This window comes from Streptomyces cyaneochromogenes (assembly GCF_003963535.1).
Taxonomy (GTDB): Bacteria; Actinomycetota; Actinomycetes; order Streptomycetales; family Streptomycetaceae; genus Streptomyces; species Streptomyces shaanxiensis.
In genome coordinates this window covers 7,498,595-7,511,165 of sequence record NZ_CP034539.1, presented here as the reverse complement: position 1 = coordinate 7,511,165, position 12,571 = coordinate 7,498,595, and the positions used below count along the sequence as shown (strand labels likewise).

7 protein-coding genes are annotated in these 12,571 nt (G+C 72.2%); 1 reads left to right on the top strand and 6 read right to left on the bottom strand.

Features of this window, described 5'->3' with window-relative positions:
- Positions 1-145: 145 nt before the first annotated feature.
- From EJ357_RS34290 to EJ357_RS34265, 6 genes are all read right to left on the bottom strand, one after another.
- A complete protein-coding gene (locus EJ357_RS34290; RefSeq protein WP_126395569.1) occupies positions 146-2,212 on the bottom strand; it encodes an ABC transporter ATP-binding protein in 2,067 nt (688 codons plus the stop codon).
- 208 nt (positions 2,213-2,420) lie between these two features.
- The gene (locus EJ357_RS34285; RefSeq protein WP_126395568.1) at positions 2,421-3,179 is read right to left on the bottom strand and encodes an NUDIX hydrolase; all 759 of its coding nucleotides are present in this window, start codon (positions 3,177-3,179) and stop codon (positions 2,421-2,423) included.
- Positions 3,180-3,579: 400 nt separating this feature from the next.
- Positions 3,580-5,508, bottom strand: a complete 1,929-nt coding sequence (locus EJ357_RS34280) for a glycogen debranching N-terminal domain-containing protein (RefSeq protein WP_126400408.1) — start codon at positions 5,506-5,508, stop codon at positions 3,580-3,582.
- A 926-nt stretch (positions 5,509-6,434) separates the two neighbouring features.
- Positions 6,435-6,935 carry a hypothetical protein gene (locus tag EJ357_RS34275; RefSeq protein WP_126395567.1) on the bottom strand — a complete coding sequence of 167 codons (501 nt, stop codon included), beginning with the start codon at positions 6,933-6,935 and terminating at the stop codon, positions 6,435-6,437.
- A 111-nt stretch (positions 6,936-7,046) separates the two neighbouring features.
- Positions 7,047-8,822 (bottom strand): DUF4192 domain-containing protein, encoded by a 1,776-nt coding sequence (locus EJ357_RS34270; protein ID WP_228472700.1) that lies wholly within the window; start codon positions 8,820-8,822, stop codon positions 7,047-7,049.
- A 204-nt stretch (positions 8,823-9,026) separates the two neighbouring features.
- Positions 9,027-11,186, bottom strand: coding sequence for a RecQ family ATP-dependent DNA helicase (locus EJ357_RS34265; protein WP_126400404.1), 2,160 nt, complete (start codon positions 11,184-11,186; stop codon positions 9,027-9,029).
- Positions 11,187-11,640: 454 nt separating this feature from the next.
- Here EJ357_RS34265 and EJ357_RS34260 point away from each other — a divergent pair, with 454 nt between their 5' ends.
- Entirely contained in the window at positions 11,641-12,276 is a 636-nt protein-coding gene (locus EJ357_RS34260; RefSeq protein ID WP_126395566.1) for a hypothetical protein, read from the top strand.
- Positions 12,277-12,571 lie beyond the last annotated feature (295 nt).

Sequence of the window (12,571 nt, the reverse complement as noted above, 5' to 3'; positions counted from 1 at the left end):
GTCCCCAACTCCCTTGAGGTCTTTGGTGAAAAGCACACGAAAGGGTGATCGCTCACCCCGTCGCAATTGACGCCTTATCGGAAAGAAATGGGCTTTCCCCAGGGAGTTGCGTGCAGGACAGGGCCGGGACGAGCAGGAACGGTCGTCATCGGACCCTGCTACGCGTGGTCGTGAGCAGATAGGCGGCGAGCAAAGCGGCCAGCGACAACGCCAGTGCGCCGCCGACGGGTTGGGCGATGACGCGTGCGGCCGCGGCCAGATATCGCTCTCCCCCGAACGGCCACTGCGACAGCAGCAGCTCGCGCAGCCGCAGCGGAAATCCGGCTGCCGTCCGCACCGAAGGCCCTTCCAGGACCTTCTGCACGAGGGGTACGAGGAGAACGGGTACGGCGACCACCGCCGCGAGCCCCGCCGTGGTCGACCGGAAGAGACCCGCGGCCAGCACGCCGGCCCAGGCACAGCCGACCACGAGCCCGATCCAACTCGCGCTCAGCGCAAGCCAGTCGGCGGGAACCTCCGCGAGCTCCCGTCCGTAGACGAGATAGAGCACTTCGAGGTCGCAGCCGACGGTGAGGACGGCCAGCGCCAGCGCGGTGGCGGAGGCGACGAGGAGTTTCGCGGCCAGCAGCCCCAGCCGACGGGGGACGGTGCCGCGATCCGCCGCCAGGGCGGGGTGGCGGAACTCCTCGCCGAACGCGATCGCGCCGAGCAGCCCGGCCCCGAGCGCCGCGGGCGGCAACGGGAGCTCCCGCGGCCATGCGACCAGCAGGCGCGGATGCGGAGTGTGCCCGACACGGGCGAGCAGTACGGCGGTGAGGGCGGACACCACGAGCACGGCGGCGGCGGTGAGGAACCCGGTGCCGACTCCGGCGGCGCGACGGAGTTCGTAACGGAGAGGGCGGAGGGGGCTGGGGGCGGGGTGGACGGCGATGGGGGGCGGGAGATCGGGAAGGCAGTCGGGAGAGAAGTCCGCGGCGCGCGAGTCGTCGAGCGGCGGGACGGTGGCATGCGGATCGGCGGCATTCGGGGCAGCGGCATTCGGGGCAGCGGCATGGGGGGTGGCCGGCGAGGAAGGCCCATAGTCCTCGGTGGGTGCGTCGGCCCGTCTCGGCTCGCCGGTGGACGCCTGCGGCGTGGTCGGCTTTCCGTCCGGCGCCGCTGATGCCTCGCGTGGCGCCGGGAGGTCGTCGGCTGTGGCCGACCCTTTGTGTCGCATCGGCACCGTCACCGGCGGCGCGGCCGCGCGCTCGTGTTCACGGGCCGTGATCGTTTCCCGGGCCGGCGTCAGCGGCGCTTCGTCGGCTCGCGACTCCGCGGAGAGCCGCGCCGCACTGTCGGGACCCATGTCGCCGATCTCGTCGGCGAGTTGGTGGACGAGGATGCCGTGGCGGTACGCGGTCTCACCGATCGCGGCGCATGTACTGCCGTACACGGAGAGCCGGTTGCCGCTTTCACGCACGACCTCGACGGAGCGCCGAGTGGTGCGCGCCTCCTTGGCGAGCAGCGCGGCGAGGCGGGAGGCGTGCGGGGTGCGGACGGCGACGCGGGGGCGCAGCCGTGTGCGGGAGAAGTCGGCGGCTTCCTGGTCGGCGAGGAGTCTGCCCCGCTCCAGGGTGACGACCCGGTCGGCGGCGCGTGCGGCCTCCTTGGGGTCGGCCGTGGTCAGCAGAACCGTGCCGCCCTGGGCGGCGTGTGCGCGCAGCATGCCGTGCAGCCAACGGCTCTCGCGGGTCGACAGCCCGTCCGCGGGTTCGTCGAGCACGAGGGTGTGCGGGTCGGCGAGCAGCGCGCAGGCCAGACCGAGCCGGCGGTCCATGCCACGCGAGAGGGTGCCGAGGCGTTCTTCGCGCAGGCTGACGAGGCCGACCACCTCCAAGACTTCGTCGGCGCGCCGTGCCGGGACGCCCGCGGCGGCGCACAACATGCGCAGATGGCCGCGGACGGTGCGGGCCGGGTGCCCGGGAACATCGCCCAGTAGCACACCGACCTCGCGCGACGGATGGGCGATGCGGTGCAGGGGACGACCTCTGAAGTAGGTGATCCCACGGCCGTGTTGGAGTTCGAGCATGAGTCGGAGCGCCGTCGTCTTGCCCGCTCCCGCCGCCCCGAGCAGCGCGGTGACACAGCCCGCGCGCGCCTCGAAGGACACGTCGTCGACAGCGGGAGGAAGCTGCTTGCGAGGGTCGCTGGTCAGTCCGATGGCCTGGATCACCCTTAGCAAGATAGCGCGTTATGTCCGTTTTTCCGGGCAGCGCAAGGCCCGTAGCCCGGGCGGCAGTCGACTCGGCCGGATCCTTGCCCCTCTGAGTGCGCCCGGATTCGCCATCATCTGCCCTTCGCCTCGGCCGTTCCAGCGCCCAGATCCATGTCGTCAGACCCCGACGGGGCCCCGGCGGGACGCCTCGCCTCAGGCGCTCCGGTCAGACCTCGGGGCGCAGCATCGGGGGGTTGAGCAGCGTGGCTCCGCCGGCCCGGAAGAGCTGGGCGGGGCGGCCACCCTGCCGCGTGGTGGTGCCGCCGGTCGGGACCAGGAAGCCCGGCGTGCCCGTCACCTTGCGGTGGAAGTTACGGGGGTCGAGCGCCACGCCCCACACCGCCTCGTAGACACGGCGCAGCTCGCCGACCGTGAACTCGGTGGGGCAGAACGCCGTCGCCAGCGACGAGTACTCGATCTTGGAGCGGGCGCGTTCCACCCCGTCGGCCAGGATCTGCGCGTGATCGAAGGCGAGTGGCGCGACCGGCTCGCCGTCGCGGCCGTAGCCGCCCTGCTGCAGCAGTTCGTCGACCGGCGCCCAGCGGGCATTGCTGGCGTCGCCGCCCGCACGGGGTGCGGGCAGGTCGGGGGCCAGCGCGAGGTGGGCGACGCTGACCACGCGCATCCGGGGGTCCCGCTTGGGGTCGCCGTACGTCGCGAGCTGCTCCAGGTGAGCACCGTTGTCCTGCACGGGGACAGCCGGATCGTGGGCCCGCAGCCCGGTCTCCTCGGCCAACTCGCGTGCCGCGGCCTGCGCCAGGTCCTCGTCGGCCCGTACGAACCCGCCGGGCAGCGCCCAGCGCCCCTGGAACGGCGGTTCACCCCTGCGCACCGCCAGCGCGCACAGGGCATGGCGGCGCACGGTCAGCACGACCAGGTCCACGGTGACGGCAAAGGGCGGAAACGCTGACGGGTCGTAGGGCATGCGGCGATCATAGTCGTCTGCCTGACGATAAACACTCCCTTCGCCGGTCCCGTCGACCGTTGATCCAATTCAGCCGGGTATGCGCCTCACGGTCCCTCCGGCATGTCGTGCAGTGCGGCGCCGTACGAGGTGGCGTGTGCCGTGCCGTGGGGCGTCGTCCGAGGTCAGGTGCGTTGTGCAGTGTGGTGTCGGCCTAGGTCGCGTGCGTCGTGCCGCGTGGTTTCGGCCAAGCTCATGTGTGCCGTGCCGTGTGGTGTCGGCCAAGGTCACGTGAGCCGTGCCGTACGACTCATCCGAGGTCACGTATGCCCTGCCGTGGGTCGTCATCCAGGTCACGTATGCCCTGCCGTGGGTCGTCATCCAAGGTCACGCATACCGTGACGTGGCGGGCAGCCGGAGGTCACGCTCGCAGTTGGAGTCCGTCGGCCGCCTCCTCGACCATGGCGAGGCCCAGCCTGCTGACGCGTATGGAGAAGGGGGCGCCGGCGACGCGAAGTCCCGTCAGGACGATCTCGCCCAGTGGGGCACTGCGCATCGGCCGCATGGTGACCGTCCGTCCGGGAGCGTCCGGGCGGATGCCCGCCAGCGTGGTCAGCAGGAGCACCCCGGCCGCCGCCGACGTGGCAGCGGGGCGGCAGGCCGCGGGGTGCGGGAGTGGAGCGCTCCCGTCGGTGCGCTGCTCCCCCGCGTACATCTCGGGAAGCCGGTGGCCGAATGCCGCTGCCGCCGCCAGCACGCCCCGCAGCAGCGCACTCGCCTCCTTCTCGTAGTCGGCCGCGGCCAGGCCCGCGACGGCGAGCGCGGTCGCGTGGACCCGCACCGCGCCGCTGCGGTGACCGAACGGGTTGTACCCCGCCTCCTTCGCACCCAGCCCCCGCAGACCCCAGCCCGAGTCCATGGCCGGTGCGCCGAGCAGCCGGGCGAGTTGTTCGGTCTGCACCTTGTCGAGCAGGCCGGGCGCCTGTTCTCCCCCACCCAGCAGGCCGGTGTCGAGGAGATGGACGGCGGCGGCGCCCAGATGCGGCACCAGGCGTCCGTCCGGGGCCCGGGCGGCGGCAGGTCGGCCACCGCCCACGTCGTCGATCCAGAGGTCCGCGCGAAACGCCGTCCGCATCGCCCCGGCCCACTCCCGCAACCCGGCGCCACCCGGTCTGCCGCAGGCATCGAGGAGATCGGCGCCGAGCAACGCCGCACGATGGGCGTGCGCCTGGGTCTCGCAGCGGACGGGTCCGCCGGGGTGCGGGTCGCGCAGACAGGTGCCGTCACCCACTGTGGTCCGCAGCCAGGTCAGACACCGCTCGGCCGCCGGGAGAAGTTCCTCGGTATCGGGCTGAGGCAGACCCCAGCGTCGGGCTTCCGCGAGCAGCGCGGGAAAGAGCAGCGTGGCCTCCGTACCCGTGCAGCTCGGGGGCAGGTGCGTGCCCGCGTCCCGTAACGGCCCGGGGATCATGCCGGACTGCGGTCCCCGGCCCCGGAGTTGGGTGCGGGCGAGGGCTCGCAACGTGCCCGCCGCGAGCCGGGTACCCAGGGACAGGGTCATCCGAGCCGCGGCAAGGGCGTCGGCCGGAGCCGGACCGCAGCGCCAGGGCACCCCGGCGGCAAGGTGGGTGTCGGAGGGGTGGGCGGGGTCACGCAGCAGGAGTGCCTGGAGGTCCTCGATGCTCGTCCGTAGCAGGGCCTCCGCTGCGGGCTCGTCGCCGGACGCCCGCGCGGAGGCCAGCGCGGAGGCCAGCGGGCTGGTCGCCGCGCGGCCCACCGCCCGGACGGGTCCCGCCCCGTCCAGCCGCACCCGCAGCTCGATGCTCGCACTGCCCCCAGGGGGCAGTGCGAACTCCCAGCGCAGCAGCCCCGCGGAGGCCAGCGCGTCGGCGGGCGGCGGGTCGGCCGTCACCGTCGAGCTCCCCTTGGCGCACGACCAGCGCAGACCGGAGTCGTGGACAGTGGCGGGCAGCTCCGGTCCCGGGTTACCGGACGCGATCGCACCGAGGTCGGCCAGGTCCGTCCCCAGGGCGACCTCGACCGGCACCCACAAGGGGCGAACGGCCGCGCTGCGCAGCGTGATCCGCTCGCTGCCGTCCGCGCGACGGGTCCGCTCGACGAGGACGTCCGGGTCGGGGCCCGCCTGTGGCGAAGCGCGCAGTGTGCCCACGAAACGGGCACAGTCGGCCGCGGTCATCCGAGCCTGGACCGCCAGCGGTTGGCGTCCGGCCACCCGCACCTGACAGCGCGAGAGCACACGCCGCCCCGCGCGGTAGAACCCGTCGAGTCCCCGGCCGGTCAACTGCCCCTGCCCCGTGGAGATGGCGAGGCCCGGGAGGGCGACGCAGATCAATGCGTCGTGGGTGGGAGGGAGGTCGGTGGACCGGTGTGTGAAGGAGGGGGGTGTTGCCGAGGTTACTGAGGGCCGGGTTGGTGCGGGGACCGGTGGGCCAATCGGTGCGGGGGCCGAGGACCGAGCCGGTGCGGGGACTTGTGGCAGCGTCGGTGTGGGGATTGGTGGCAGCGTCGGTGCGGATGACCGGAGCGGTGCCGGTGAGGGCTGCGAGGACCGAGCCGGCACGGACGTCGATAACTGTGTCGGCAGGGAGACCAGCTGCGATGCCGGCGGGCGAGCCGACGTTTGAGCCTGCACTGAGGTCGATGAGTGTGGTCGGGAGGCGGCCGACGAGCGAGCCGACGAGGGGGCGTCGCATGGCCGACCAGAAGGCGGGCTGGAGAGCCTCGTGGTGTCGGCATGCGGTGACGCGGTCGGGTCCTGACCCAGGGGCGATGAGTGCGAGGGGCTCAGGCTCTGGTCTGTCGGCTTCGCGCGCCACGTCGGCCCGGTCGGCTGAACCGGCAGCTCAGTCCGCCCTTCCCACGGGTAGGTACGACCGTCCTGGTCCGCCGTCGGCCGCCGGACAGGGCGTGGGACCTGGTCCGCCGGTACAGCAACGGAACGCGCCTGGTCCACCGCGTCCGGAAGGGGCCAGTCGCGCCCGGCCGATGGGGAACTGCGAGCGGCATCGCTCGGAGACCTTGGTGCGCCCCGCCCCGAACTGCACCCGAACCCAGGCTGCTCGTCACCCAGTCCGAAGTGCGACACCGGTTCATCCGTCGCGGTGCGATCGTCGGCGGCCGGAGAGGTCGGAGTCGGCTGTGGCATGGGGCGGCTTCCTCTGCGCTCAGTGCGCCTCGGGCGGGTGCGGCGCGGGCTGGGGGACCCGGAGTGACAGGGGCGGTGCGGCGGCACAGCCGGTCCAGCCGTTCCGCCACTCAGGTGAACGGGGAGGGACTCCTCCAGGTCACGCCGGGTATGGGGTAACTCCGCCGAAGGGAAGCCGCGTCCAGCGTGTTCGCCGGACAGGTTGAGGCGATGCGGGGCACCGGGGCGCAGCCCTGCGATCGATCCGGGCTGTAAGCGTCGGCTCGGATCAGGGAGTTGCTCGTGGCGACCCGTTTCACGGACGCGGTGGCCTGATCGACACCCGCGCCGCGCCCCGCAACCACTCCCTCCTGCACGGCATCAGTCAGTGCGCGGCAGGCGACGGCCGTCACCATGCCGGCATCGGTCAACGGCCTGCCGACCACGGCCGTCATCTCCATCCCCTCCATCAGAGCCCTCGCCACCACGGCCGTCACCACGACGGAATAGCTCAGCGGTCCGCCCGTAAGAGCCCTTTCCACGGCCTGCTCCCTCAAAGCTCCTCCGACGACAACCCTCGTCGCGACCTCCTCCCTCAGAGCCCCGCCCGCGAGGGCTCTCTCCGCCAGCACCTACCTCAGAGCCCCGCCCGCAACAGCCCCCGCCGCGACCGCCTCCCTCACAACTCCGACCCCAACAGCCGCCATCTCGAGTACTTCGGTCCGGGCTCTGCCCTCGGTGACTCACGCATCCCCCTCGACGCCGGCGTTCTTGGATCGCGCACCTTCCGGGCGAGATCCAGCCCGACGCACGCCGCCTCCCTTATTCGGGGTACCCGGAGCCATGTTCTTCGGTGTACGCGGAGCCGTATTCTTCGGTGCGCGCGACGCCGTGCTGCCCGGGCGCGAGGCATCCAGGCGCGCACCCGCCGAGGTACGAGAGCGCGGGGCGCGGGTAACCCGATCCCGCCCGGCAGCCGTTGCAGAGCGAGGCAGGCTGCCCGCCGAACCCGCAGGGTGCCGAGCCCGGCGACGGACACCCGCGTCAGACATCGGCCCGGTGCCCACCGCCTCACCCGGTACCGGCTGTGCGACACCGCCCTCCGGCTTCTCGAGCCGCCCGGCGTCCAGCTGCTCGCGGCCCGAACGCTCCGCGCGCAGGCAGCGGCGGATCGACTCGGGGTCCAAACCCTCGTTGCAGGCCTGGTGCAGGAGACGGGCGAAGAGGTAGTCGGAGTCGGCGCCGAGTGCCATGGCAAGGGCTTCTCGGGCCTCCAGGTCGTCGCCGCTGGACCAGGCGACCCAGCCGGCGAGAGTGAGGGGCGCCGCCGCGTGCTCGCGGTACGGTCCGACGCAGCGACGAGCCAGCGCTCGCCAGAGCCGGAGGGCGGGAGCGGCCTCGTCGCCCTCCATCCACTCGGCCGCCCGGTCGCGGGTCGCGCGGTCCTGCAAGCCGAGAATGAGCCTCGCGGCCTCTTCGTGTCCGAGCAGTTCGTCGTCGCGGAGATCAGCGGTGAGCGTCCCGGACATCAGGGGTGCTGCGGCGAACCGGGTCATGAGCCGTTCGGCCAGCCGCAGCGTCTCCTCTGCCACGCCCGTGCGTGTCGCTTCGTCGAGGATGCTGGGGACCAACGTCATCCCTGCCGTGTCCAGGGCGATTTCCTGCTCCAGGGCGGCGGCTGTCTCCCAGGGCAGCAGCCTGGCCCGCAACTCGCGCAGCGTGCCGCGCACCTGAACCCCGGCGTACGTGGCCGCTGCGGCCAGCACGGACGTACCCGGCAGGCCCATCGGCCGACCCTCACGCGGACAGCACTCCTCCCTGTCGCAGCAGTAGGACCAGAAGCAGCCGTCCGAGATGCACAGGGCCTCGATCACCGGCACGTCCAAGCTGCCGCATGCGACACGCATCCTCTGCGCCAGTGGTCGCAGCCGCTCCATGACCTGACGGCCCGTCTCCCCCTTCACCGGTTCCTGGCAGAGGAAGGCGACCATCTGCTCGGGCCGGGCTCCCTTGCGCTCGCTGCCCCTCACCAGTCCGTCGGCCAACTGCCTGGCGGCGGACTCCCAGTCGTCCGCGCTCGCGGGAATGCCGAGCCGCGCACGGCCGCCGAACCGACCACGCCCATCCCTGTCATGCAGGGCCACGAGCACGATGCTGTCCTCCGGGCGGTACCCGAGGAGATACGGCAGCGCGTCGGCCAGTTCGGCCGGGGTGCGCAGGGTGACCTGGTGCTCGGCCAGCTGGCCGTCGTACGACGTGCAGTCGAGTTGATCCGCTTCCTGCGAGCGCCCTCGGTGCTCGTCGTGCCCACCCCGCACACCGTGCGCCTCAGAGGCCTCAGGCGTCTGGGATGCCTCAATCGCCTTGGATACCTCAGCCGCCTCGCATACCTCGTGCACGCCATTCGACTCGGTTGCCCCAGGGCGGCGATGCTGTGCGCTGCCTACGCCGTCGTTGCCTGCGATGCACTCGCCTGCACTGTCGTCGGGAGATCCAGTCGCTTCGCTGTGATTCGTCATGCGAAGACGATCTCGCGGATCGCAAGGCTCCGGTTTGGCCTGTGGATAAGTCCGACCAGGGACACGACAACCCCCTGCCCACGGCGTCGCTGGGCCCACAGGAGGCATGCCACGATGTCGGTCAGGCCTAGAGATCGACTCCTGCCGCTCGCACATCTCCCCGACGGCTTCAGACCCGGCACCTCCCCGTGGCCGCCCCCAGGATCAGCCCGAAGCCGCGAGGACCAGCGGGAGAACCTGCTCAGCGCCTGCCTGGCGTAGCAGCCGGGCAGCGACCGCGAGGGTCCAGCCGGAGTCGGTGCAGTCGTCGACCAGCAGGACGGGGCCGGGAGATCGAGCCAGCGCACCGGCCAGTTCCTCGGAAACGGTGAACGCGCCGAACAGACCTCTGAGCCGCTGGGCGGAGTTGCTGCGGCGCGCCGCATGTGCGCCGCCCTGCCCGCCGTACGTCAGGGTGCCGAGGAACGGGAGCCGGCCGACGGACGCGATTCCCTCCGCGAGGGAGCCGACCAACTGCGGGCGGGTCACGGACGGTACGGCGACCACTCCCACCGGCCGGGCAGAGGCGTCCGGGACGTCGCGCGCCCAGCCACCCGGGGAGCGCGCCCAGTCGGCGAGGACCGCCACCGCGGCCTGCAGGACATCGTCAGGTACCGGACCGTCGGGGGCGTTCTCGGCCAGCAGCGGGCGCAGCCGGTTGCCCCAGCCGATGTCCGACAGCCGCCCCAGGGCACGTCCGGTGGAGCACTGCTCCTTGGCCGCGATGCGCCCCTTGAGGTCGATACCCAGCGCGGGCATCCCCGTCGGCCACATGCGGCGCGGCTCGATCTCCACGCCCGGGCGGTCCAGTTCCTTCACCGCTCCCGTCAGCGTCTCCGCCGAGACGTCGGAATCGACCCAAGGGCCGGCGCAGTTGTCGCAACGTCCGCACGGTACCGCCCCCTCGTCGTCCAGTTGACGGCGCAGGAACTCCATCCGGCACTGGGTCGTGCTCACGTAGTCACGCATGGCCTGCTGCTCGGCCGCCCGCTGCCGGGCGACCCAGGCGTACCGCTCGGAGTCGTAGACCCACTGCTCTCCCGTGGAGATCCAGCCGCCCTTCACACGTTTGACGGCTCCGTCCACGTCCAGCACCTTGAGCATGGTCTCCAGCCGGGTGCGCCGGAGGTCGACGACGGCTTCCAGGGCCGGCACGGACAGCGGCCGTCCCGCACCGGCGAGAGCCGACAGAGTCTCGCGCACCCGCGCCTCGGGCGGGAAGGCCGTATCGGCGAAGTAGCGCCAGATGGCCTCGTCCTCCTTGCCCGGCAGCAGCAGCACATCGGCGTGCTCCACGCCGCGCCCCGCGCGCCCCACCTGCTGGTAGTAAGCGATCGGCGAGGACGGCGAACCGAGGTGGACCACGAAGCCCAGGTCCGGTTTGTCGAAGCCCATGCCCAGCGCCGAGGTCGCGATCAGCGCCTTGACGCGGTTCTGCTGCAGGTCGGCTTCTGCCTGCAGTCGGTCGGCGTTCTCGGTGCGCCCCGTGTAGGAGGCCACCCGGAAGCCACGCTGCCGCAGGAAGGCGGTGGCTTCCTCGGCCGCGGCCACCGTGAGGGCGTAGACGATCCCGGAGCCCTGCAGGTCGTCCAGGTGCTCGGCGAGCCAGCCCAGGCGATGCGCGGCGTCCGGCAGCCGGACCACTCCGAGCCGCAGGCTCTCCCTGTCCAGCGGGCCGCGCAGCACCAAGGCCTCGCCGCCGCCGGTGCCCAGCTGCTCGGCCACATCCGCGGTGACGCGCGCGTTGGCGGTCGCGGTGGTGGCCAGGACCGGCACACCGGCGGGCAGCTCGGCGAGCATCGCGCGCAGCCGCCGGTAGTCCGGGCGGAAGTCGTGGCCCCAGTCGGAGATGCAGTGCGCCTCGTCGACGACCAGCAGTCCGGTCGTGGCAGCCAGCTTGGGCAGCACCTGCTCGCGGAAATCCACGGCATTGAGGCGTTCCGGGCTCACGAGGAGAACATCGGTCTCTCCCCGCTCCACCTCCTCGTGGATGGCCTCCCACTCCTCCGGATTGGCCGAGTTGATCGTGTGCGCCCGGATACCCGCCCGCGCGGCCGCCTCGACCTGGTTGCGCATCAGCGCCAGCAACGGCGAGACGATCACGGTGGGCCCGGAGCCACGTCGGCGCAGCAGGGCGGTGGCCACGAAGTACACCGCCGACTTTCCCCAGCCGGTGCGCTGCACCACCAGGGCGCGCCGACGCTCCTCCACCAGGGCCGCCACCGCCTGCCACTGATCCTCCCGCAGCCGCGCCGACCCACCGGGGGCACCGACGAGCTCGGCGAGGATGGCATCGGCTTCAGCGCGCAGCTCCAGAACGTCCATGCCCCCATGCAACCCGACGGCACTGACAATCGGCCACTTCACCTCGCGCATCGACACGGAGCGCCTGCTCATGACCATCCTCGACCTGCCCACGGACCGAGTGGTCGAGCCTCCGAGGGCCGCACGGGACGCCCGACCGTGATCTCGGTGCCGCACACATCCCGGCCCGCGCCGCCCCGCGCCCCGGGTTCCTCCGGCAGCAAGCCGTACGACCAGGTTGTGCACGGTCGCCGCATGCGTCGCCGAGTGACGCACTGGGTAGGGATATAACCCGCACACCCTTGGATATCGGACGGTGGCCCCAATTGCTCGTTGCCGCTTTCCGGTTCGCCAGGAAGAATTGAGGTCCGCTCCCCGCACGGCTCGCCCGTGATCCGGTAGGGCTCTGCTGCGGCGTGCGCTCCCCCGATTCCGACCTCGCCCGCAGTGTGGGCGCGTAGCCGAAGGGAGGACCGTGACCTTCGGATTCGCTCCGTCCTCCGCGGCAGCCACGTCGACGTCAGCCGACCTGTCCGCCGCATCCGCCAACCCTCTGGCCCGCATGCTCGAACCCGCGGAGTGGGCTGCCGCGGGAATCCCCCTGCTGCGCAACCCGCGGGAGGTCGTCAGCGGGCTGCACTCACGGCACCTCCCCAAGCCGGACACTGCGATCGTGGCCGTACTCGACTCGGACGAACGGCTGCGGGCGAGCGCCTCGTTCACCCGCCGCCAGGCACCGGCCGACGGCTGGATGTTCCGCAACGCCCTGCTCGCACAGTTGCGCCGCGTCATCCCGCACGACCTTCGCCGCCGCACCCCGGTACGCACCGCGGTGCTGCTCTACTGCCGCGAGGGCGACGCCCGTTGGACCGAGGAGGACGGCGCCTGGATGTGGGGCCTGCGTGACGCCTGCACCCTGCACGGCCTGCGCTGCGGCGCGTACATCACGCTGACCCGTGACGGCTGGCAGGTCCTCGGCGAGGGCCGCGGCGGCCGCCGTCCCAACACCGACTCGTCACCGGAGCCCTTCGCCACGTCAGAGGCACCGCTCCCGCTGCCCCGCACCGGCGGCGCGGCTTCGGAGGTCATGCGCCGCGCGGCGGCCCGCTGAGGACACCGACAAGGGTTCACGGCCCCAGAGGGAGCGCCCCGCCGCCCTGCGCATGCGATGCGGCGGCCTGAGGCTGCCCCTGGCGCGACGCCCGAAGCCGTCACGCGTCCGAACGCCTCCCATGACGACACATGCGTGCGCGCGTACGTCCTGGAGCCGCATCCCGCTCCTCCGAGGTCCGCACAACGGCCTCCGACGAGGAGCGCGCGGCGAGCCCCGCACACCATCCCCGTACATCCGCGCACACCGAAAACCCCGCCGTGCTGACGACGCCACGGCGGCGTCCGTCTCCTGG

Coding starts and splice junctions, on each gene's coding strand:
- EJ357_RS34285 (WP_126395568.1), bottom strand. CDS start 3,179: ATGCCCTACGACCCGTCAGCGTTTCCGCCCTTTGCCGTCACCGTGGAC.
- EJ357_RS34270 (WP_228472700.1), bottom strand. CDS start 8,822: ATGACGAATCACAGCGAAGCGACTGGATCTCCCGACGACAGTGCAGGC.
- EJ357_RS34265 (WP_126400404.1), bottom strand. CDS start 11,186: ATGGACGTTCTGGAGCTGCGCGCTGAAGCCGATGCCATCCTCGCCGAG.